We start from the raw sequence: 23,737 nt of genomic DNA, 5'->3' as shown, positions 1-23,737 counted from the left end.
TATTTCTGTTTTAAAAGATTGATAAATAGATTACTAAAAAATATTTCGCAAAATGATGTAATTTTTCTTCAAAATAAGCTTGTAAATACAAAATCTAGTCGTAAGTTTGCACTCGCAATCACAAACGATAGCAACCTAGTAAAATAGGGCGATTAGCTCAGCTGGTTCAGAGCACCTCGTTTACACCGAGGGGGTCGGGGGTTCGAACCCCTCATCGCCCACCAATAATACCACCTCCAAAGTCAATTGATTTTGGAGGTTTTTTATTTTGTAGATTTATGGAGTTTGTAGTATATGTTTTGTTTAGTGAAAGTAAGAACAAATTCTGGATCAGGTTCAAAAGTTGGGGATTAAGCAAAAAGATTAGATAATCTGAACAAGAAAAAATCTATATACGACTTTAGAGAAACTAAGAATTTTATCGATAGTCTATCTTTTATGGAATTTACTTAGTTTTCTTTTCTCAATTCCAATAATGTCAAATTCAAAATAATCTTCATGTTCGTTCATTTCATGAGGCTGTTCATTACTGATCTTGTCAATTGTTTCCCCATCAAAAGTTATGGTTTCCGCAAAAGAATCATCAATTACCAGGATACAATTATCATGCAAGTAAAAAAAAGGAAAATCCAAAGACTTGTCAATGATATTTCTTTTTAGTTGTTTTGTTTTGAAATCTATAATTCCCCATTGATAGGTATATCTAAAGAAAATAAGATCAGTGTTCTTGAAGTTAACGAAATTAAACTCACTTAATTCATCGTTAGATTGATTGAGGGCGAACTTTACTGTTAGTTTTTTTTTAGGGGTTTCTTTAGTTTCGAAATCTACGTAGGAAAACTTTAGTTCAACTGAACTATCACATGGTACTAGAATGTCAAATTTTTCAGATTTTTGAGCAATAGTATAATTTCTAATAGTTAATTCCATTTACAGATAGTTATTTTAAGTTTACGACTAAATTAATTAAAATAGTGTTTTTAAAGCTGAAATTAGTTATATTGTTTAAACAAAATAGTAGGTATTATTTTGCTATAAAGTGAATATAGACTTAGTTTGGTTCTTTATCGAGAAGGTCTTTAAAGTAATTAATTTGCATTTCCTGTAAATTTGTAATGTCATGCAAATAAAAACAAAATAACTCATTCAAATTTTTGAAGATAATAAAGAAGAATAAAAACACCACATAAATGGAAATATTAGTAATAATGGGGCCTCCGTATTCAGGAAAAGGTACTCAATGTGAAATTCTAAAAGAAGAACTTAAGTTTAAGCATATTTCAACCGGAGACCGATGCCGTCTGGAAAAACAGAATAAAACAGAGATCGGAAAAATAATGTCTCAATATGAGGAAAAAGGAGACTTAGTGCCTGATTCCATTATGAAAGATCTTTTTAGTAAAATTCTGGATGAAAACAGTTCGGCTAAGGGAATTATTTTGGATGGTTATCCGAGGACTGAACCTCAGGTTAATGATTTGATGGAACTCATTGCATCCAAGAATATGGAAATAGGTAAGGTAATCAATATAGAAGTTCCAAAAGAAGAACTTTTAAAAAGAGCACAAAAAAGAGCTGAAACGTCTAATCGAAAAGACGATAAAGATGTTGAAATCCATCTGAAGAGAATTAAAGTTTTTGAAACTTTAACCCGGCCTGCAATCGAATATATGAAGTCTAAAATTAAAGTTTTGACTTTTGATGGGCTAGGAGCAATTGACGAAATAACAGAACGAATAAAAAATAGTTTATAAAAGGTATTGACTATGAAGCGGGTAGGTGTGTTAAGTTAAAAATAGTTAATTTTTTTTCGAAAAATGCTTGCAAATACAAAATCTAGCTGTATATTTGCACTCGCAATCACGAAAGGATAGCGACCTAATAAAATAGGGCGATTAGCTCAGCTGGTTCAGAGCACCTCGTTTACACCGAGGGGGTCGGGGGTTCGAACCCCTCATCGCCCACCACTTTTTAAGACACCTTCAAAATCTTTGATTTTGGAGGTTTTTTGTTTTATGGGACCTCTATTAAGGTGTTGTCAGGGATTTATGAAGCGAAAGCAAGAACAACTCCAAATTAGTTTTTATTCATATCACGTTGACTGTCATTAAAATCCGTTATAGAATTATGCTTGAAATAGTATCCAAATCAAGTAAATTAGAGGAGAGAAATATAGTTTATAAATCTAAAAAATAATAATATGAGTGCACATAATAACGCAAAAAAGGGTGATATAGCAGATTTCGTTTTACTTCCTGGTGATCCAAAAAGAGCAAAGCTGATTGCGGAAACGTTTTTAACAGACGTTATATGCTATAATGAGGTTAGAGGAATGTTAGGATATACCGGTTTTTATAATGGTAAGAGAATTAGTGTACAGGGCACAGGTATGGGGATGCCTTCCATTTCAATCTATATTACGGAATTAATAGAAGAGTATGGTGTAGAGACGTTGGTGAGAGTGGGGTCTTGTGGTTCTATCCAGGATGATGTAAATATGATGGATATTGTTTTAGCCATGAGTGCGTGCACAGATTCCGGGATGAATAAATTTAAATTTAACGGCAATGATTTTGCTCCAACGGCGAATTTTGAATTATTAAAAAAGGCCAATGAAATTGCAGAACAAAATAAGATAAAAGCGCATACGGGGTCAATATTGACATCTGATTTTTTCTATACTGAAAGTCATTTAGGGGATCCTTTTTTAAATTGGAAAACTTACGGCGTTTTGGCTGTTGATATGGAAACAGCTGCTTTGTATTCTATAGCTGCTAAATATAGAAAAAAGGCTTTGGCTATTTTAACGGTATCGGATCATATCCTTAAAAAGGAGGCTTTATCAGCAGATGACAGACAAAATTCTTTTAAAGAAATGATAGAATTCGCATTGCAGTTAGCCTAAACAGATCCAAAAAGATAAAAGAATTGAATTGGGTTGAAATAGCTTAATATATAGGTTTTGTTTTAATCCTTCATTTCCCATCAAGAAACTCCTTAAGAAATTAAGGAGTTTTTTTTATGCCTGACTTTTTTGAAGCTATTTACCAAAAAGAATCATTTCTACTCCTAAAAGTATAAAATTGGAGTCCGTTATTATAAATCCGGAACGTTTTAGAATGCAATGAGTATAGTTTTGAGCAATATTTTTAAAACCATTAAATCCAAGTTTATGAAGAGAATCTTTCTTGCAATCTTATTTGCATTAGTATCCAATTTATCTTTTTCACAATCAGAACAGTCTTTAATTCAGAATTGCATTCAAAACTATATCGAGGGTACATCTTATAATGAGCCTGACAGTATTAGTAAGGCTTTTTATTCTGAGGCCAGTCTTTTTTTGAGTCACAAAGACAAACCTTTATGGATCGTTCCGGCCTCGGAATATGTTAGCTGGTTTCAAAAAGGTAAGAAAGGAGAATTTAACGGTCGTGTGGGCAGAGTTATTTCTCTGGAGTTTTTTAATGATATTGCTATTGCAAAGGCTGAAATTATCATTGCAGAAAAAAAACAAGAATTTATGGATATGTTTTTGCTGAAGAAAATTCAGGGTGAATGGAAAATAATTAGCAAAGCGGCCAGCAGTAAAACAAGTAATAAATCTGGAAAAAGGATTTTATTTATTGTTTCTAACGCACATTATTATGGAAATTCTACCATTGCAACAGGCAATAGTTTCGCGGAGATCGTAAATGCTTATGATACTTTTATACATGCCGGTTATACAGTTGATTTTGTGAGTCCAAAGGGTGGTAGTATTCCTTTAGCTTATATCAATACCTCCGATAATTTACAAAAGCAATATTTATACGATCAGGATTTTATGTACGCCATAAAACATACCGTAAGCCCTAAAGAAATTGATTATAAAAACTATAAAGCCGTTCATTATATCGGCGGTGGAAGTGCTATGTATGATGTTCCTGAAAGTTCAGATATTCAACGTATCGCGATGCAAGTGTACGAAGATAATAATGGCATTATTTCTTCGGTATGTCACGGAACAGCCGGTATTGTTAACCTGAAAACCAGAAATGGTAAATTCTTAGTGGAAGGAAAAAAAATAAGCGGTTATCCTGACTCTTTCGAAAAACAAGATGGCGAATATTTTAAACATTTTCCATTTTTAATTCAGAAGACTATAGAAGACAGAGGAGGGGATTTTAAATTTTCAAAGAGAAATGAATCTTATGTGGAACAAGACGGCCGTATTATTACAGGACAAAATTTTCAATCCTCAAATGGCGTTGCCTTAAAAATCATTGAATGGATGGAGAAAAACAAATAAAATGCTTTATCAACAGTCTGCGCAGACATTTGATTCAAGGATATTAAGTTCTAAATCCATCAAAATACGATTTACTTGTGCTTTTCAAACAGCCATTTTGGAATCTCTTCGGTTAGTAAAAACGGAATCACAATGTTGTTATGATTTAAATTATTGAAAGTGGTAAAAGTCAAATTCTTGTTTGAAGATAATTTTGTAAACAATTCCACACTACCGATATAAGGATTGTCATCGTCTTTTTCTCCATGAATAAGCCAAATGTTCTTCTTACTTAATTTTTTAAGATTTGAAAAATCAGGAACTGCTGCTACGGAAACCATAGCGGCAAATTGGTTTGGAGCGATATTGAGTAGATTTTGCGCAGTCGATCCACCCATAGAATATCCAATTAAGTAAATCTTGTTTTTATCGATGTTTGGGTATTCTTTTTCAATATTTTGAATTAATTCGAGTAAGGCAAAAACAGCTGCAGAAGGTTTTGAAATTGGAATTCCATCACTATTCTTTTCATAATTTGAAGAACGCTCGCTGAATTGTGGTGCGATTACATAACATTGATATTTAGTATAAATTTCAGGTCTCAGCCAAATTTTTGCAAATGGTTCAAGCTGGTTTTCATTATCATTTCCAATTCGGGTAGAGTTGTGGAAAGTAATGACTAAAGGGTATTTTTGGTGATTGTTATTATCCTTTGGCGTTAGAAATCTATAAGGAATTTGTATGTTGTCTTTAGTAAAAATTCTTTTAAGAAAGCTATCGGTATTTAAACTGTTTAATACTTTTCGGTTATTTACGAAAGTTAGAATGTCAACGGTGGTTTTCCGGAACTCTTTTTTTTGCGCAAAGGCGAAGTTTAGACTTAAAGTCAAAAAAAGTACGGTGATAATTTGTTTTGAATTTCGTTTATGCATATGGCTTTTATAAATTTGAGTTTTAATTCAACAGATTACTTTCTCTAACGATTTTCCTAATTTCCTGTTCAAAATAATAAGCAATACTAAAATTTTCAAATGCTTGATTTTCCATAACAATAACGCTGGTTTTGGTTTTTGGATAGTATAAATTGACCGCTGTATATCCTTCAGTAGGATGAAAACCTGTATGTCCGATTTCCATAATATTGGTTTTATCATTTATTCGCAATCCATAACCATAGCCAATTGGTTTATCACCAAAAAGCGGATGGGTATTGGTGATTGAATAAGCGATCATCATTTTGTAAGTAGCGGGTTTTAATAGTTGACCGGAGTGCAGACATTCATTCCATTTTGCTAAGTCAGGAACCGAAACAATTAAATGACTGCCAAAATAATTATGAATATCAAAATTTAATTGTTCGTTCAGCCTGATACTACCTTCTTTTTTTATGGAGTGCCCTTTTGTTAAAAATGTATTGTTTGTCTCATTGGGGTAGTAACTGTTGGTCATTCCGCACTTTTTAAACAAAGCAGTTACTAGCTCTTCAAAACTTTTATGACTTTGTTTTTCCAAAACTTGTCCTGCTACATAATAGCCAATATTAGAATAATTAAAAGCGACTCCCGGAGTAAATTTAAGAGGTTTGTCTATATCTTCACTGCTTAATCCCGAAGTATTGTTGAGCAATTGATTAACGGTGATGGTATCTGCCCACGAATATTTTAATTCCGGTAAATATTTACGAATAGGGGTTTCTAAATGGATTGTTCCTTTTTCTACTTCTTGTAAGATAAGTGTAGCCGTGATTTGTTTGGCAATTGACATGGTTGAAAATTTATCGGAAATTTTCAGTTCTGTTTTCTTGTTGAAATCTGAATAGCCATGTGCTTTTGCATATTTTATTTTTCCGTTTTGTTTAATAACAACCACTCCGTTAAAATTTCTTGGGTTTGTGGTTTGTATCAGACTGTCAATTTTTGAAGAAAAGTCGTCTTTGTGTTGTGCGTAATTGTTGCCACTAATAAAAAGTACTAAAAAGAGGATTCTGAAGAGTGTAAAAGTTTGTTTCATTAAATTGTTTATTAGTGGGCATCAATAGACTTTTCCCTGAGCGAATGTAAGAATTATTAGAGAGAATGATTTGGTTGATTTGAAAAACAAACTAAAAATATTTCTCGTCGTCGTTTAGTTGAAATTTTCATTAAACCATGGGAGAAATGGCTTGTATGCAGGTTTATAAGGACTATAAAAAAAGCCTTAATTCCTTAAGAAGTTTTTTTAGTTGTTATTTCTTGAATATTGATCTATCGGTGAAAATTGTTTCTATATTAGTACCGTAATAATTTTAAGCATTTATCAAGCTAGGAATCCCTTAAAAGGCAATTTCGTTTTGATAAAAAGAAATCAGTTCATTTAACCCCAAATCTAAAAATGAAAAAAAATCTAATAACTCTTTTATTGGTGTGTGCCGTTACCAATATTTTTGGACAAGTACAAACGGTTTCAGTACCAGGTAAAATGGAAGCTGCGGGCAATATTAGCGATAAAGTTACTCATAAAGTGCTAAAACCGTTGGCGAAAGTTGCATTGGATAAAGAGTCGATATTGATTTACGATTATGACGGTTCTCTTTTTTCCTTTAATCTAGAGTCCGAAAAAATTAACTGGACTGTAAAAGCAACAGATTCTTTTACGGAGTTGTGTGCAAATGCTGTCACATTGCAGGATGGAGTAGTGTATGTTCCTTTTATTAACGGAGAAATTTTTGCGATTGATAATCAGACTGGTGCTGTTTTTTGGAAATCAAGACTGGGGAATAGCACAGATCAGATCATCCTGAAAAATCAGATTCCGGTTATAAATGAGGGAAAATTATTGGTAACCTCTCAAAACGGGAATCTTTATGCACTTGATATTAAAACTGGCGGTTTGCTATGGAATCATAAACTAGATGCTGAAAATAATGAAAGTCCGGTTCTTTTATTCAATAACAAAGTTTTTATTCAAAGCGGAACTTCTGTTTATAGTTTTGAAGCTAATTCAGGAAAACTTCTTATTCAAAAAAGTTTTGAGGAAGCCATGCGCGGAAAATTGGTAACAGATGGAGAAACTATCTTTACAGCAAATGAAAAAAATGTAGTTTTTGCTCTAAATCCTGATAAACTAGAGGTTCTGTGGCAGTTTAAATTGGAGGAAACTCAGAACAATATTAAGGAGCGTATATTTTGCAAAGACAAGAAGCTATATTTTGCCGCACAAGGCCCCGAAGTTTCTTCGATATATGCTGTAGATTCAAAAACAGGAACTCAAATTTGGAAAAGGGATTTTAAAGCCGATAATGTGGAGTATATGGTCGAAGAAAGTGATAATATTTGGGGATACACTCGTAAAAGTAAGCTCTTTCAATTGGACATTACCAATGGTGAGGTAGCATTTGAATACAAATTATCAACGAGACCTATTTCAAATCTTGAATTTTTGGGCGATGATTACTTTTTTTATTATTCTGATGCGGCTTTGATTCAGTTTGAATATAAAACCAAAGACGAAAACGAAGTCTATTTGCGAACCTCAATTAAAGATGATGTGTATAGTGCATTTTTAAAATTGATTCGATAGGCAAAAAAACGTATCAGCATTCTCCGGATTTTATTCTGTGTCGCTTTATTCAGGGAGTGATAAGTTTGGTGTGATTACTATTTTGGACTTATTTGCCTGAAGGTGAAGAGCGTTGTATAAGCTGATTCGTTTTTTTGCAATACATTTCTATGTCATAATTCTTTGATACACCATAATAGTTATAATGGTTATAAAAATGACTTGTATCGTAAGTATGATTTTGTTTTTTTGTCTTCGCTCTTTAGTAGCTTGTTTAAAAATTTTAAAGTAACCGGCATTTTTTTTATGTCTTTTCATGGCTTTGGAAATTAAGTTTGATAAAAGTAAACGGACTTACTTTTTGTGTTTTTTATGCAAATGATGTGCCGTAAAAAGTACTTTCTAATTAATTATTTGATTTTTAGTATCCTAATTCCTTGAGATTTTTTAGGAATAAGAAGGAAATAGTATCAAAATGATAGTGTAATCTTATCAAAATGATAAGGTAGTAGCGTTTCTTATATTTGCTTTCGGTTGTAAATCAGGGATTAACATTTTTATTGTTCGTATGGACTAGTTGTTGGTGCTTTCGCAAAGAACCTCAATCTTAAAATATATGTTAACTCAATTAATAGTTTCACTTGGTATTCTTCTAACTGTTATTTTGCTGTCGGTCATCGTAGGCCGGGAAATGAAAAAAATATATGCAAATGAAAAAAGCATAACGGACTTCATTAATCCATTAGACCGATTGATATACCGGTTTTGTAAAATTGACCCCACGGTTCAAATGAATTGGAAAACATATTTAAAAGTATTGTTATCTGTACAATTCATATGGTTTCTTTGGGGATTTATTATTTTATTGCTGCAGGGAAAACTATTTTTAAACCCGGCTGGTATCGACAGTATGGAGTGGACATTGGCGTTAAATTCGACAATTAGTTTTTTGACCAGTACCAACTTGCAGCATTATTCAGGAGAGACAGGAGCGAGTTATTTTGCACAAGTAGGCGTGTTTATGCTTTTACAGTTTTTAAGTGCGGCCACAAGCCTATGTGCGGGTGTAGCAGTAGTCAGGGGACTTGCTGCACAATCAATACAAGGATTAGGGAATTTTTATAGTGATTTTGTAAGATCATCTACTCGTATATTGTTGCCGTTAAGTATGATTACGGCAACTTTTTTTTTGTTTAACGGTGTACCAATGACATTTGACGAGCCTGAGAAAATTACCTCTGTTGAAGGCAGGGAAGTAGTAGTGTCAACAGGACCGGCAGCGGTGTTTCTTCCAATCAAAGAATTAGGATCTAATGGCGGTGGCTTTTTTGGAACCAACTGTGCGCATCCATTTGAGAATCCTAACTTTTTCACCTACATCATTCATACTATTATCGTTTGGCTTTTGCCGATGTCTTTTATTGTTTTCGTAGGCCGATACCTCAACAATAAGAAATTTTCAAGAATGCTTTTGGGAGTGATGTTGATGGGGTTTGTTGTGACTTGTATTCCTTTACTCTATGGTGAAATGTCTGGTAATCCCAAACTCAGCGCAATGGGAATTGACGCTTCACTAGCCAATATGGAAGGTAAAGAGGTGCGTTTTGGAACGTATTATTCGTCCTTTTACAGTGCAGTCAATATGATAATCCCGGCCGGTACGATAACGGGTATGCACGATAGTTATATGCCGTTGTCTTCGATAGGGATGTTTATTGGAATGCAGGTAGATGCGTTTTTTGGAGGGCTGGGTACCGGATGGATCAATATGTTTATTTACCTGATCATAGCTACTTTTATTGGTTCGCTGATGGTAGGACGAACTCCGGAGTTGTTTGGCAGAAAAATCTCGATTAAGGAAGTTCAGGTAGCTGTTTTGGTTAACCTTTGTGCTTTGGCAATTCCATTATTATTTTCGGCAATAGCGGTTCATGTTTATTTGTATGTTCCGGAAGCTGTGGAATGGCTGAGCAATACAGGGCCACACGGTTTTACCACTATCGTTTATGAGTATGTGTCTTCGATGGCGGGAAATGGAAGCGGGTTTGAAGGGCTGGCTGATAACACTCCTTTCTGGAATTTAACCACTTCAGTTACGATGCTTGCCGGTCGCTTTATTCCGATGATTGGAGCATTTCTAATCATTGGTTGTTTAAGTGCTAAAAAAGCCGTAGCTCCTTCACTGGGCACCTTGAGGGTTGATTCGGGTATTTTTGGGACCTTATTATTTATGGTCATTATGATTTTAACCGTAATGTCCATGTTTATTGTTTTTGCATTAGGACCTGTACAGGAACATTTGCTTTTGGTTTAGAGAAATTAAACAAACTCTATTCATCCTGACTTTTCAGAATAGGAACACATAATCGGCCCATACGATTTTATGAAAAACTCCAAACTCCGGCAAATTTTAGCCGGAGTTTGGAGTTTATATTTTGGTTATTAATTACCGCTATTCCCAGTCGCGACTGTCTTTGGCATTAATCCCCCATCTTATCCCAAGTAGAGAGACTGTTTCGTCGTTTAAAGCAGATTCAAAGTTTTTTCCAAAACCGCCTGTCACATAAAGATTGTCAGACACTTTGTACTGAACAAATCCAACAGATCTGTAGTTTTTACCGTCTCCATTTCGTTTAATATATTCATAACCTACAGAGATTTTATTCCAATCAAACTGTGCTTTTGAGCCGATATCAAAAAAATTAGTTTGGTTGGTGAACTTTTTACTTTTTGAATCGTAGTCTGTATTATCCTGTATGTATCTGCAGAATCCATATAGCTTTAAATGCTCGTCTCCCTTGCCTAATGTAAAAGTAAGGGTAGACCATGCACCAAAACGACCAGATTGGGACTTGTTGAAATCTTTTGCTGGCATTAGCATACTATAAGCCGATGCTATATCAAGTGTTAATAAAGGAGCTTTAAGGATATCTGAAAAATTCTTTGCTTCGATTCCTGATTCGTTTTTAATTAGCTCCTCTAATACTTCTTCGAAGCGAGCATTATATTTTTTTGCTTCGTCTTCGTCTTCGCCTATCTCATATCCTTCTCTTTCCATTTGATCGTTAGCTAATGCTATAAGTTTTTTTAATTTTTGGCGCATTGAAGCATATTTTTCTCTCATGTCTTCAGATGAGGCATTATACAGTGTGAAAACATTAAATTTAATTCCGACCGCTACTTTAGCAATAGAATCATTTTTACTATATGCTCCGGAAACCGAAGGCATTTGCATTTTTTGCATGGTAAAAGATTTGATCTCTTTTGTTTTGGTTCCTAAGCCATAGTACTCGAGTCCTCTCATGTTCGATGAGAATAAATTACCGTCGAAGGAGATACTCTCCAGACTTTCTGTATTAATATTGAATTCTTTAACATCCGGATTTGATGATATAATAGCTGCAGAATTGTCTAGTAAAGCCAAAGCGGTTGAGTTGAGTATTTCTACTTTTTTTAAATCAACCTTTTGGATAGATTGTGAAAAAGAAGAAAAGCTAATTAGGAAGGTAAGTATATTTAGTGTTCTCATACAATATCAATTAAAGTCACAAAAAAAACGAGACTTCCACTCTCTATAAAAGTTGGTCCAAGTCCAAATCCTTTAAAATTGCTAGTTTTAGCATCACAGTTGTTCGTTATAGTATAATGAAACTGAAGTTTCTTTGCAGCTGTTTTAGCTTGATCGAGCCCTCCCGGCATTGCCTCATAGGTTAAATAATGTCTAAGATAAAGTGTTCCCTCGTGATGTTGAAAAGCTGGGGTTAAAGGGATGGAACCATCAGTCAGGTCTTCTGGTGTACTAAAGATAGCTTTGCTAGTTTTTTTGCCATTGTTTAAACCTAGGTAAACTTCTGTATAAAGTTGTTCAAAGCCAAAATTATTCTGGATAGTCGATTCAAGCTTTATTTCAGAACACCCGTTTGATTGAAACTCTTTTTTCATAATGATAAGATTTAAGTTATTATTTGTTTTTTGGTGGAGTAATTTAATTTTTGATTGTAATCTATAAGGGTTGTTATAGTTTCAAAAACCATTATAAAATTAGTACTTGGGTACTGATAATTTTAGCGTATAACTACGTGATTTAAGGGGTAAAATCTGAATAAAAAAAAGAAAAAATATTTTTTAAAGTTACACTCTGGGATCAACTAATAAAATCAAAATTCTAAGAGTGTTTAGGACAGATATATTGGAATTTGGAATTTTTTATTCAGAATTACGCTATTGTAAAAGATAGTTATATCTTTGCGCCAGATTTTGGTCTGTTTTTTCTTAAGAAAAAATGGTTAAAAGGGAATCAGGTGTAAATCCTGAGCAGACCCGCTACTGTAAGTTCTGTATAAGTCTTTAAACGTTACTCATGCCATTGCCTCGCTTTGCGGGATGAGAAGGCTGTTTTAAAGATGGAACAAGTCAGGAGACCTGCCACAATCACATAGTTTAAGACTTTCGTGGAATAAAGTTGAACAACAATAAACGAACCTGTCATTTTTTATGACGGGATTCTCTCTTATTGCTTTTTTGATTTATACATCCCGGAGTTTTCTTAATTCAATTAGTGATGTATCATACAAAAAGAGAATTCTTATTGATTGTTATCGTTTTTGCTTCTATGCTGCTTCAGTCGGGAGTGTTGTATAGTTGCTTTTTCTCTTTGAGACCATCATCTCTGAAACGGAAATCGGTATGGAGTCGGGATTTTTTGAATGCATTATGTGTCGGTTTCTTCCCTTATTTTAATCCTGTTCTAATAGAAAATCATCTCAATTCCAGGGACGTTTGGCGGTGCCGGATTGTGTACGCTTATAAGGATAACATTGCGCTCTGTTGAAGGCTTTTAATTAAAACTTCTTTGGTTATTCCTTCATTTTCTCCTGCTTTTACTACTACCAACCTAAACAATACCACATGTACCATCCTATTTTCAAAAACTGCCAATCCTTATTGTTGCTTATTGCAGTACTCTCCTTAACCAATTGTTCTGATGATAATGCATCAAATGAAAATAGCAATCCGACGCCTGTTAGTTCAGATTTAGCTTTTAGTATGCAGAGATTTACAATTACGACTTTAAATCCAACGATCAGCGCAACAGCAGAAGCTACTTACAATTGGACCATCACAAAAGCATCTTCAGAAAGTTATGCACTAAGTACTACTACAGCAAAGGAACTTTTATTTGCGGCAGCAGAAGCAGGAGTCTATGAATTGGCCGTTACTGTAAATGACAAAGGAAGTGTACAAACTCAAAAAGTAGTTGTTACCGTTACAAAAGAAACGAAGGAGTATAAAACCTATATCTCAAAAGTATTTGAATTTAAACCGGCACCCGGGCAGTTTGTAAACGATCTGCCTATTGCTAATGACGGAGATACTCCTGAAAGAATTTTATCAAGAGCCAATACTTATCTGGCTAAGAAAACCGGTGATCTGGTTTCATTGGGGGCTTTTGGCGGTTATGTTGTTTTTGGATTCGATCATACCATTGTTAATGTTAAGGGTAAACGTGATTTCAGAATTCTGGGTAATGCATTCTGGGCAGAGGCTAATCCAAATCCGAACAGTACCATGCGCGGCGGAAGCAGTGAAGCAGGAGTAATTATGGTTGCTTACGATACAAATAAAAACGGACTTCCGGACGATCAGTGGTACGAGATAGAAGGCGGTGGGCATAAGATGCCAAAAACGATTCAGAATTATGAAATAACGTATTACCGACCTGATCCCAATAAAATTCCGGTGTCGGGCGGAACTACAGGTACAGTAGGTTTTGTTGATATGGAGTATATTTTATGGAAAGACAATCAGGGGAAAAGTGGTTATCTGGTTCAGAATAATGCTTACAATCATTCTTTAGATTACTGGCCAAAATGGCTTAAAGACCAATCTTCTATCACTTATAAAGGAACAAGACTATCCGATAACGCAGTTGATGAAAGCGGAACGGGAAGTTATTTTGTGCAGTATGCTTTTTTATACGGATATGCAGATAATGCTCCAAACAATGATGATGATTCGGCCATAGATATTAACTGGGCTGTGGACGAAAAAGGAAACAAAGTAATGCTTCCCGGAATCGATTTTGTGAAAGTGTACAATGGCCTTAATCAGCAGGCGGGATGGCTCGGAGAAACTTCGACAGAAATAATGGGGGCGACAGATTTGCATCTTTCAGGAGAAAGCATTCCTACGCGATAACCCATTCAAAAGTGTATTAAACTAAATTATTATATCAGGAATTATGAAAAAAAACTTTGCCCATTTATTATTATTGGCTTTTGCAGCGGTATTTACCGGATGCAGCGATGACGATAAAAATGATGCCAACTCTGGAGAAGGACTCGCCATACCAATAGCAGTAAAGCTTCAGGATAAATTTGAAGTAAACACCTTTAAAGTTTTGAATATTACAGCTTCAGCTGAAACCAGTAATCCAAATTATCAATGGGTACTTAAAAAAAATCCGGTCAATCAGACTAAAGATTCGATTGTAGGAACTACAAAAGATTTACGATTTGTGGCTTTATATCCCGGTGCCTATGAACTAACCTTAAATGTTACTGAAGGAGATAAAAAAGGGACAAGTGCCACCATAGTGAATGTGATAAATGAGACTCAAAATTACAATCCTTACATAACAAGTATTCAGGATTTTAATCCGGCACCCGGAATGTTTGCCAATGATTTATACAAAGACGGATTTGTGAAAGCAGATGTTATGAGGGTAGCATTGGGAAGAATTAGCGAAACCAGCGTTGGTTATCCAATCGATTTAGGAGGTTTTGGAGGTTCAATTGTGGTTGGATTTGATCACATGGTAGTTAATCTTTCAGGAAAAAAAGACTTCAGAGTTTACGGAGCAGATTTAACGGATAAAGCCAATCCTCCGGCTCCGGGTTTAATTTATGTTGCTTATGATAAAAATGGCAATGGAAAACCCGATGAAGACGAATGGTATGAAATCATAGGAAGTCAGCATGCTAAAGAAAACACGGTTAAGAATTTTAAAATTACCTACTATAAACCTGCGGCCGGTAAGAAAGTAGTAGTAAGCGGTCCAAATGATCCTTTTTTAGATCGTGAGCATCTTTATTGCGAGAACAACCAATCTCAAACCTACTTTTTACCAAGGTCTAAAACTAAGAAAGAGTATTATCCAGCCTGGGATACTCAAAATACAGCTGTTTACGAAGGAACGAAGCTAAACGTAAATTTCGCAGCAGTACGTCCGGGGCAAACTACCTTATGGAATTTTGAGGCTCCGGAATGGGGATACGTAAATGCCAAAAGCCCTGATATTGATATCGACTGGGCGGTAGACAAGAATGGAAATAAAGCAAATCTTCCAGGAATTCATTTTATCAAAGTAGTGAACTGTGTCAGCGAACCAATGGGACTTTGCCACCAGCAGTCGTCTATGGCTACGCGATTCTCAGGAGCTGCAGATCTTCAAATAATTAAAAAATACAATCTAAAAAAGTAAGAAGAGAAAAATATGAAAAAGTTTATAAAATATAGTTTGTACCTCGCCATTGTTTGTTCTTTTTACAATTGTAGCAATGATGATGCAAAGCCGGAGCCTGTAATTGAAGAACCTAAACCGGAGCCGATTAAAGATCCAACTCTTACTATAAAATTGCAAGCAGATTTTACAACGGAGCGATACAACGTTGTAGCGATTGATCCGGAAGTAACGATTGAAAATGCAAATGGTGCTGTTGCCCAATACAAATGGACTTTAAAAGTAACCGGAAAAGACGGAGTGGCTAAAGATTCTGTTATCGGCGACAGTAAGACCTTGAAGTTTATAGCGCCAAAAGCACTAAGTTATGCTGTAGATTTTACCGTAACGCTGAATAAGTTGGTAAAACAGGCTTCTACTAAAGTTACAGTTGCCGAAACCGGTAAAACGTATACTTCGAAAGCGCTTTCCATTATCGATTATGTACCTGCTCCGCATTATAACAATGACGGTTTTGAGTTTGCAACGAAAGCGGAAGCGATAGAGAATGCACAGGCTATTTTGGCTGACGGATCTCTTGTTGATCTGGGAACTTTCGGTGGTTATATCGTAACAAAATTCGATCACACGGTGATCAATGCTTATGGCAAACGCGATTTTACAGTTCAGATGAATACAGTTTCAAATGCTTCAAAGTTTTCTCCTGTGAGTATTATGGTGGCTTACGATGCCAATAAAAATGGGATTGCAGAGGATAATGAGTGGTACGAAATAGCCGGAAGTGAGTATTATAAATCGACTACAGTGAAGAACTATGAGGTGACGTATTACAAGCCGGACCCAAGTAAAACTGCCGTAGCAGGAAAGTACGATTGGCAGTTCGACAAGGAATATCTTAAATGGGCAAGTAATAAAACGGCTTCAGGTTTTATCACCAGAACAAAAAAATGGAGACGTTATAATTATTACCCACAATGGCTTGGTGATTCTTACACATTAAAAGGAACAAAAGTCAATTTGGCGACAAAAGATATTAGCGATGGAGAAGGTACAGCATTCAATGTTGGAACTTTTGAATGGGGTTATGGCGGAATCAAAGATCCTTCAATAGACATTAGTTGGGCTGTAGATGGTAATGGTAATAAAGTACATCTTCCCGGGGTCGATTTCGTAAAGGTATACGTGTCTACGTTCACAGAGATTGGCGCATTAGACCTGGTTACGAACTCCTTTAAACAGGTAGAAGATTTGAATTTTGCCGCAGGAAAATAATCGAAAAGCGGAATAAAACTATTTATTAATCAACCAAGAATATTAATCCAAAATTTTTATAAATCATGAAAAAAGTACTTTATTTTTTGACAGTAGGTTTGATTCTGGGACTTTCGTCCTGTAGCAATGATGAAAATCTATTAAATAGCGAAAGCGGCAGTGCAGCGGTTAAAAGCTCAGGCTTAACTTCTAAAAGCGCAGTGACCGATCCTTCGATAGGAACGACTTCTACGCTTAACCTGACAAGTTCTTTATTGACCAGCGGAACATCAACAACAGGAGGGAAGTATTGGCAAAATACTTATGTGGCAAATACCAATTTAACAGTTGACATATTTAAATTTTCACATAGCGGAACATCATCAGGTTACAACTATTGGGATGGTTTTATTGTATCCAATGTAAATGATATTACCAATTACGGTTCAGGAGCAGGTACCGGCGGATCTAACGGTTGGGTAGCCAATCAGTGGGGTACTATGGCAGGAAGTGGTTTCGGAACTTCTTCTACTATTGCGGCAGGTACTCCGGGTACAACAGGAGATCCGTACATCGTAGCCTACTGGTCAAGTTATACAGATCCTAAAAATCCACAGGGAACTACTTTTAGTGAGACAAGTTTCTCTAACTGGATTAAAATTGGAAATACAGGATTGTATAATGTAAAAGGATTAAAAATCAACATGCACCCATGGCCTTATTATGGTTGTTTGTATGGAGACGGTTTTGCTCAGGCCTTTTCTTCAGGAGATCACTTTGAATTGTTAATTTACGGAGTAGATTCAAGCGGAACTATTACTGCACCAATTACACAATCACTGGCTGATTACACAGGAGGTTCTTTAGTAATGCCAACAGGATGGATAAATGTAAGTGCTACAGCACTTCAAGGTCTGGGAGATGTAAAATACCTTGTTTTTCAAATGGCTTCAACAGATTCACATCCCGTATACGGAATGAATACTGCGGCTTACTTCTGTTTAGACAAGCTGTCTGTAAAAAGAATTCAATAATACTAAAATTTAATATCGAAAAGGAGTCATTGAAAAGTGGCTCCTTTTTTTAGTTTAAAACATATAGATGGTAAAGAAAAATCGGCTTGATCTGCAAAATCTGCGAGAAAAAAAGATGTACAAAAACGCCATAAACGATTGGCTTATTTATTCTTTAAACATCTGCCTCTTGGTTCATCGCCTTCGTGAAGTACAATTTCAGAATGCAGGAATTCAGCAGCATCAGCAGAGCCTTTTACTTTGGCAGCACTTCGCACAAGCATCTCGGATTCAAACTCAGTCAGTACACTTTCTCTTATTCCTGCCTCTCTCCAGTTGGATAGCGGTCTGCATTCTCTTACGATTGCGCGAGCCAAAGAAAGCGCATCTAACAGTGCCTGATTAGCGCCTTGTCCTTTGAAAGGGCTCATCGGATGTGCAGCGTCCCCAATCAATGTAGCCAGTTTGTTTTTGGCTAATAATTCAGGACGAAGTAATTCACGGTCGTATACCGGATAACCTGAAATTTGCGCCTCTAAAGTTGCCGATAAAATTTGTGGAATAGGGGCATGCCATTGTGTTCTTCGACAAGCCTCTTTTTTTAACGCTTTTGGTCCTTGCGCGCTCAATATTTTAGCCTCGTCTTCGGACATTGGAAAACTCAGCTGCCACATTACAGAATCTTCTGTATAAGGCATCATATAAATTCGCTCATTGCCGTTAGCCGTTTGAAACACAGTTGCCGAGTCGAGCAAATTATGATCAAGTCCATTAAGAGCCTTTAACGGACAAATGCCTAATATCACAATACATCCCAGATAACGCAAAGGAGTAACATCGTCACCAATTAATAGTTTTCGTACCGTACTGCGAATGCCATCAGCTCCAACGATGAGGTCAGCTTTAGCACTTTTGATTTTGCCATTTACTTCAAAGTTTAAGGAAATACTTTGGTCTTCGGATTCCTTAAAATCTAGGAGCTGATGTCCCCATTGTACGATATCATTTGTCCCAAGCTGTTTCAGTAATGCTGAACGCAAATATTGTCGCGCAATATGCATATTCGTTCGCTTCGGAGCTGTTTTGGTATCCGACGGAATCCATTTTCGAATACCCCATTCCCCAATTACTTTTCCTTCCGGAGTATGTACCAAATGTCTGGTTGAAATGACCTTTTCTTCTAAAGAGAAAATACCAAATCCTTCAATGGCTTTACTGGCTTGTTGCAAAGTGAGACCATAACCTTGTGATCGGGTATCAAAGTTAGTATCGCGTTCGTAAAGAGTAAAAGGAATTCCGCGGTGCAGACAAGCGACAGCCAATGCAACTCCTCCAATACCGGCTCCAATTATAGCGACATGCGGGAAGTTTTCTTGGTCAATAATAGTAGGATGTTCCGAAGGAATCAATCCCGATCCGTCACAGTGGAGACAGACATTCAGATGCGCTTTAGGACGAGTAGGAGGAACTCCTGAGTCCTTCGATTTTTCAAAGTTTTCCAGCGCTATCTGATACTGAAGCCGTACTTTCTTGCTGAGTCTTTGGCTTTTTTTACCGCGTCCCTGACATTCGGGACAAATAGTCCAGTTTCCTTCTGCATTTTCGATCGTATGTATTCCCACTTTTTTTACCTAATTTAGACACTTCAGCATTTGAAAACTTTGCTATGTTTGTAACAAGACTGCAAATTTAAGATAAAAGAGGGCTAGTGCAAAATAGTAAGCTAAAGATACTAAAAACAGATTGGGGGAGTTATGGAAGATAACATAGCAATTACTGTTTTGTGTAGGGCATCGTGAGTGTTTGTTGCCTGCTAATTTTTGAATTATTTTTAATCCTTATCGAATAAATTCTAATTACTAAACAATGAAAATTACTTTAAAAATTAAGCTTTTGGTCGTTATGCTATGTGCCATAACCAATTGGTCTTTTGCTCAAAAAACAGTATTTAATATTAAGTATTCTGAGCAATTAGCTGTTTTTGTTTTCCTTCAGAATTTATCCGAAAACTATCCGGACAACGTTTTTAAAACCGAGTTTCAAAAATCAAAATACAACACTGAGGAATTTCAGAAACTGGCCGCAGAATTTGATCATCTGACATTGGATTACAGCTATCCATTTGAAGAATTCCCGGAAGGTTCTAAAAAACCAATGCAATCCTTTGATTTTTTGAGAAAAAATTTAATCGAAACAGAAAATTTAAAAGATTTTAAAATACGCTCTATTGGAGTGCTAACCAACAAAACGTTGAATGATCTTACGAGAATTATTTCCGCTTTTACTCCAATCTACAACGAACTCATATACAATCCCAATAAAGAAAAATTTGAAAAACAGCTCGTTGAAATTACTAAATACGCAAAGGAAAATGACATGGAGCGTTACTTTGAAATGGGTTTGATTTTTTACAATTCGAGTTGGGACACTTCAATTCCTTTTGAAATCGCATTTTATCCTTTGCCTAATTCTAAAGGCTTTACCGCAAATTCTTTTGGTAATAATTTCATCAGTGCCATTCAAACAGATTTAGACGATTATAAGGATCTCTTTAGTGTAATGCTGCACGAAACGTATCATATTATTTACAACGAACAGCCATTGGAAGTAAAAAAAATGATCGACAATAGTTTCAAAGAAAACCAATCCAAGTACAGCAATTACGCCTATCAGCTGCTTAACGAAGCGCTGGCAACTTCCTTAGCCAATGGTTATGTATACGCACAGCTGAATGGAAAAGCAGATAGTGGTGACTGGTACAATAAAAAATACATCAACCTCATGGCAAAAGAAATTTACCCTATGCTTAACGAGTACATTTCTCAAAAGAAAGCCATTGACAAAAGTTTTATAGATCGTTATATTGAGATCTATGAAACAAAATTCCCAAACTGGATAAACGAAATGGAAAATCTAATGGCTTACCGATACGTTATTTCTGAAAATGAAAAGGATTTTGATACCATCAAACAAAAATACCGCTACCGCTCCAGATCAGAGGATGAGACTGAAATAAGCATAAGCACTCTAGAAAAGATGCAAAAATCAAATCTGACTAAGATGATCATTGTTTCTAAAAATAACGCTGAAAATTTAAAACTCATTAAGAACAGTTTTAAAGAATTAAAAAACTGGAAGTTCAATGCAGCCAAAGAGTTTGATTACAAGATATTGTTAGACGATAAAAGTCAGCTTTTCATTATTAACCAGAAGGAATCAGAGCTTAAAGCATTACTTGATTAAATAGAGAAGCAAAAAGTCCGCAAAGTATAAAAGAAAACTTTGCGGACTTTTTTTTAATTTTGTTATAAAAAATAGGTTTATTTATTCACTCTTTTTAGATCCAGATCCTGAAAGTCAAAACTGAAATCAATATTAGGAGAGATGCCTTTCATTTTAATTGATTGTGCTTTACCGGTTTCATCCAGTGAAAACATCGCAAAGGCATCACAATTCATAGCCTGATATTCCCATTTTATGGCAAATGTATTAGCATTATAAAAAGCCATAGGACCATTTAATTTTGGTGAACGATAGGATCTGAACCATAACTGTTTGTTTTTTTCAAAGACTTCAATTTCTCCAAACCAATTGTCAGTATAAACGCCAGTAAAGTCTTCGTTTTTTACTTTCACATTTTTTGCCAATTTTACTTTTTCCCAAACATTCTTGGTAACGTCATCTCCTGTATTTCTACCTTGTTTCATCCATTCCACAATTTTATTGGTCCAGCCAAAATCGTCCAGGCCTAAATAACTGTCAGAGATAGTATTGGTAACGGCAGTAAAGAGCCCGCCACCGCCATTCTCTGTGTTGGTTAAAATCACGATGCCTAAGTTTAGATCCGGGTACATCATAACAATGGATAGCATTCCTGGTAAACCTCCTGTATGAGAAACTTTTAGATTTCCTTTCACATCAGTTAATCCCCAACCCAGACCGTAACCACTAAAATGTGAATTATATCTCGGATCACGATCTACTTCTTCAACGGTATGGATGCGCCACATTTCGTTATGATTTTTCACAGAAAATAGTGTTGATTTCAAGTCGCTTCCATACTGACCTTTATTTAGGCATAAAGTCATCCATTTTGCCATATCGGCTGCGTTAGAAATGATTCCTCCGGCGGCACCGTTTATCTGTATTCCGAATCCATCAATTCGTTTTATAGTTCCGGATTCTGACGAATGTGATACAGCCAGATTGCTTTTATCCTTTATCCTGTCGCTTTGTGCAAAAGAATTGTTCATTTGCAAAGGATCAATAATTCGGGTTTGTATAAAATCTTCGTAAGTCATACCACTTACTTTAGAAATTAATTCTCCCGCTACGAGATACAATAAATTGTCATAATCAAACTTAGTTCGAAAAGCAGATACCGGTTTAAAATATTGAAAACTAGTTAGAACATCATTTATTGTAAAATTGGAGCCGTCAGGGAAAAACATCAAATCACCCACACCCAATCCAAGTCCGCTGCGATGTGTTAGCAAATCCTGGATGTTAAAATTCTCTGTAACATAATCATTATACATCTTAAACTTTGGAAGATGGTCTTTTACTTTATCTGTCCATTTCAATTTGCCTTCGTCTTCAAGAATAGAGAGCGCTGCAGTTGTGAAAGCTTTGCTGTTGGAGGCTATTTGAAAATTTGTGCTTTCATTTACGGCTTTTTTTGTTTCGATAGAGGCAACACCATATCCTTTTTGGTGAATTACTTTTCCATCTTTAACAACAGCAATTGAGGCCCCTGCCACTTTAAATTTCTCCAAAGCGTCCTGCATTAAAAGATCTATTTTTTCAGATGTAATTTGCGAATAGAGTGGGGTAGAAGCGTAACAAATAAAGAGCATTAATGTAAACAGACGAGTTACTTTTTTCATAATTTTTTTTTGGTTATGGCGTTTTTTTGATTGTTAGTTGGTGTTGTTAAAAATTAACATTCCCATCAGCGAATATAAGAATTATCTTTAGAATTAATGCTGTATGTAGTGGCCTAAACAATGATGTAGCTGCATCTGTTATAAGTTTCTTTAAGTTTTCAGAAGTTCGGTTTTTCAAAGAGCTATGCAAGGGTTATTTCCCATAAAACTGAATTGCATGTTTGTAACGCCCCATGTTTGCCAAAATAGTTTTTAAGCTATTTCAGCCAAGAGGCAATTGGATGTTTCGATCGAATATAATTGCTAAGAAATATTTTTAGAATAAAAAAGCTGCTAAATCTGCAAGATCTGCGTGAAAAAATACTAAACACATAGAAACATAGTTTTTCTATGTACTGAGAAACACAAATAAAAGAAACAGATTCCTTCCGTACAGCTAAGAACTATTTCAGAATAAAAAATCTGCAAGATCTGCGTGAAAAAAAACTAAACACATAGAAACATAGTTTTTCTATGTACTAAGAAGCACAAATAAAAGAAACACATTCCTTCCGTACAGCTAAGAACTATTCCACAATAAAAAATCTGCAAGATCTGCGTGAAAAAATACTAAACACATAGAAACATAGTTTTTCTATGTACTAAGAAGTACAAATAAAAGAAACACATTCCTTCCGTACAGCTAAGAACTATTCCAGAATAAAAAATCTGCTAAATCTGCAAGATCTGCGTGAAAAAAACTAAACACATAGAAACATAATTTATTTGTACAGAGAAGACCAATACATCCTATGCCGGCTCCCAAAGCTCAATTTTGTTGCCTTCAGTATCCATAATGTGAACAAACTTTCCATAATCGTAGGTAGCAATATCATCAAGTACCGTTACACCATTTTCTTTTAGCTGTTTGACAAGAGCTTCAATATGCTGTACGCGATAATTAATCATAAACTCTTTTTTGGAAGGAGAGAAATACGCATCATCCTTTTTAAACGGGCTCCATTGAAGAGATTCTACGACCTCAGGAGCATCTATTTTTCTGGATTCAAAAGTAGATCCCCAATCGTTAACTTCAAGCCCTAAGTTTTTAGCATACCAATCTCTGGTTTCCTTTGGGTTTTCTGAAAAAAAGAAAATACCTCCCACTCCGGTTACTTTTGGTGTTGGGTCAGAAGAGGAGGGGTTGGTTTGATTTTTTTGGTCTTCCATAAGATTTGTTTTTAGTACTAAGATAAAACTAATTTCTTTTGGTAAAGTCAAAATTTAACCCCTTTAAGGAGATGTCCAAATTCTGAAAAAAAGCAGTAAAAGAGATTTGTCT

At 35.5% G+C, this 23,737-nt stretch carries 18 protein-coding genes, 2 tRNA genes and 1 riboswitch; of the genes, 12 read left to right on the top strand and 8 right to left on the bottom strand.

Annotated elements, in window-relative coordinates:
• Positions 1-146: 146 nt before the first annotated feature.
• Positions 147-224 (top strand) — tRNA-Val (locus LNQ34_RS20060).
• 205 nt (positions 225-429) lie between these two features.
• Here the strand turns inward: LNQ34_RS20060 and LNQ34_RS20055 are convergent.
• Positions 430-930, bottom strand: a complete 501-nt coding sequence (locus LNQ34_RS20055) for a hypothetical protein (protein WP_230000999.1) — start codon at positions 928-930, stop codon at positions 430-432.
• A 260-nt stretch (positions 931-1,190) separates the two neighbouring features.
• On the opposite strand from LNQ34_RS20055, the gene LNQ34_RS20050 reads away from it, so the two are divergent.
• The 4 genes from LNQ34_RS20050 to LNQ34_RS20035 all read left to right on the top strand — a co-directional run bounded on the left by LNQ34_RS20050 (position 1,191) and on the right by LNQ34_RS20035 (position 4,288).
• On the top strand, positions 1,191-1,754 hold the full coding sequence (locus tag LNQ34_RS20050) for an adenylate kinase family protein (RefSeq protein WP_230000998.1): 564 nt from the start codon (positions 1,191-1,193) through the stop codon (positions 1,752-1,754).
• A 135-nt stretch (positions 1,755-1,889) separates the two neighbouring features.
• A tRNA-Val gene (locus tag LNQ34_RS20045) sits at positions 1,890-1,967 on the top strand.
• 233 nt (positions 1,968-2,200) lie between these two features.
• The gene (gene deoD / locus LNQ34_RS20040; RefSeq protein ID WP_202703560.1) at positions 2,201-2,905 is read left to right on the top strand and encodes a purine-nucleoside phosphorylase; all 705 of its coding nucleotides are present in this window, start codon (positions 2,201-2,203) and stop codon (positions 2,903-2,905) included.
• A 267-nt stretch (positions 2,906-3,172) separates the two neighbouring features.
• Positions 3,173-4,288, top strand: a complete 1,116-nt coding sequence (locus LNQ34_RS20035; RefSeq protein WP_230000997.1) for a nuclear transport factor 2 family protein — start codon at positions 3,173-3,175, stop codon at positions 4,286-4,288.
• Positions 4,289-4,359: 71 nt separating this feature from the next.
• Here the strand turns inward: LNQ34_RS20035 and LNQ34_RS20030 are convergent, their stop codons facing one another.
• Positions 4,360-5,199: a carboxylesterase family protein gene (locus LNQ34_RS20030; protein ID WP_230000996.1), complete on the bottom strand. Its 840-nt coding sequence runs from the start codon at positions 5,197-5,199 to the stop codon at positions 4,360-4,362.
• A 22-nt stretch (positions 5,200-5,221) separates the two neighbouring features.
• Positions 5,222-6,277 (bottom strand): serine hydrolase domain-containing protein, encoded by a 1,056-nt coding sequence (locus LNQ34_RS20025; protein WP_230000995.1) that lies wholly within the window; start codon positions 6,275-6,277, stop codon positions 5,222-5,224.
• A gap of 360 nt (positions 6,278-6,637) precedes the next feature.
• On the opposite strand from LNQ34_RS20025, the gene LNQ34_RS20020 reads away from it, so the two are divergent.
• Together LNQ34_RS20020 and kdpA are read left to right on the top strand one after the other, a co-directional pair.
• On the top strand, positions 6,638-7,825 hold the full coding sequence (locus LNQ34_RS20020) for an outer membrane protein assembly factor BamB family protein (protein WP_230000994.1): 1,188 nt from the start codon (positions 6,638-6,640) through the stop codon (positions 7,823-7,825).
• A gap of 595 nt (positions 7,826-8,420) precedes the next feature.
• Complete coding sequence (gene kdpA, locus LNQ34_RS20015; protein ID WP_230000993.1) at positions 8,421-10,118, top strand: potassium-transporting ATPase subunit KdpA; 1,698 nt, start codon at positions 8,421-8,423, stop codon at positions 10,116-10,118.
• 138 nt (positions 10,119-10,256) lie between these two features.
• On the opposite strand, the gene LNQ34_RS20010 is transcribed toward kdpA, so the two are convergent.
• Both LNQ34_RS20010 and LNQ34_RS20005 read right to left on the bottom strand, forming a co-directional pair.
• Positions 10,257-11,333, bottom strand: a complete 1,077-nt coding sequence (locus tag LNQ34_RS20010; RefSeq protein WP_230000992.1) for a hypothetical protein — start codon at positions 11,331-11,333, stop codon at positions 10,257-10,259.
• Entirely contained in the window at positions 11,330-11,746 is a 417-nt protein-coding gene (locus tag LNQ34_RS20005; RefSeq protein ID WP_202703553.1) for a hypothetical protein, read from the bottom strand. Before LNQ34_RS20005 ends, LNQ34_RS20010 begins: the two co-directional genes overlap by 4 nt.
• Before the next feature lie 299 nt (positions 11,747-12,045).
• Positions 12,046-12,248, top strand: a riboswitch (cobalamin riboswitch).
• A gap of 464 nt (positions 12,249-12,712) precedes the next feature.
• Here LNQ34_RS20005 and LNQ34_RS20000 point away from each other — a divergent pair.
• The 4 genes from LNQ34_RS20000 to LNQ34_RS19985 all read left to right on the top strand — a co-directional run bounded on the left by LNQ34_RS20000 (position 12,713) and on the right by LNQ34_RS19985 (position 17,551).
• On the top strand, positions 12,713-14,002 hold the full coding sequence (locus LNQ34_RS20000) for a cell surface protein (RefSeq protein ID WP_230000991.1): 1,290 nt from the start codon (positions 12,713-12,715) through the stop codon (positions 14,000-14,002).
• 43 nt (positions 14,003-14,045) lie between these two features.
• Positions 14,046-15,287 (top strand): hypothetical protein, encoded by a 1,242-nt coding sequence (locus LNQ34_RS19995; protein ID WP_230000990.1) that lies wholly within the window; start codon positions 14,046-14,048, stop codon positions 15,285-15,287.
• Between the two features lie 12 nt (positions 15,288-15,299).
• On the top strand, positions 15,300-16,538 hold the full coding sequence (locus LNQ34_RS19990; protein WP_230000989.1) for a hypothetical protein: 1,239 nt from the start codon (positions 15,300-15,302) through the stop codon (positions 16,536-16,538).
• Between the two features lie 65 nt (positions 16,539-16,603).
• The gene (locus tag LNQ34_RS19985; RefSeq protein WP_230000988.1) at positions 16,604-17,551 is read left to right on the top strand and encodes a DUF4465 domain-containing protein; all 948 of its coding nucleotides are present in this window, start codon (positions 16,604-16,606) and stop codon (positions 17,549-17,551) included.
• A gap of 143 nt (positions 17,552-17,694) precedes the next feature.
• Here the strand turns inward: LNQ34_RS19985 and LNQ34_RS19980 are convergent, their stop codons facing one another.
• Positions 17,695-19,146, bottom strand: coding sequence for an FAD-dependent oxidoreductase (locus LNQ34_RS19980; RefSeq protein WP_230001331.1), 1,452 nt, complete (start codon positions 19,144-19,146; stop codon positions 17,695-17,697).
• Between the two features lie 250 nt (positions 19,147-19,396).
• Between LNQ34_RS19980 and LNQ34_RS19975 the strand changes: the two genes are divergently transcribed.
• Positions 19,397-20,773 carry a hypothetical protein gene (locus LNQ34_RS19975; protein ID WP_230000987.1) on the top strand — a complete coding sequence of 459 codons (1,377 nt, stop codon included), beginning with the start codon at positions 19,397-19,399 and terminating at the stop codon, positions 20,771-20,773.
• A gap of 77 nt (positions 20,774-20,850) precedes the next feature.
• Here the strand turns inward: LNQ34_RS19975 and LNQ34_RS19970 are convergent, their stop codons facing one another.
• Positions 20,851-22,416, bottom strand: a complete 1,566-nt coding sequence (locus tag LNQ34_RS19970; protein ID WP_230000986.1) for a serine hydrolase — start codon at positions 22,414-22,416, stop codon at positions 20,851-20,853.
• A gap of 789 nt (positions 22,417-23,205) precedes the next feature.
• Positions 23,206-23,625 (bottom strand): VOC family protein, encoded by a 420-nt coding sequence (locus tag LNQ34_RS19965; protein ID WP_017498271.1) that lies wholly within the window; start codon positions 23,623-23,625, stop codon positions 23,206-23,208.
• Between the last annotated feature and the right edge of the window lie 112 nt (positions 23,626-23,737).

Source organism: Flavobacterium lipolyticum, assembly GCF_020905335.1.
Taxonomy (GTDB): domain Bacteria; phylum Bacteroidota; class Bacteroidia; order Flavobacteriales; family Flavobacteriaceae; genus Flavobacterium; species Flavobacterium lipolyticum.
The sequence above is the reverse complement of the archived record's forward strand: the minus strand, read 5'-3'. Positions and strand labels throughout refer to the sequence as shown.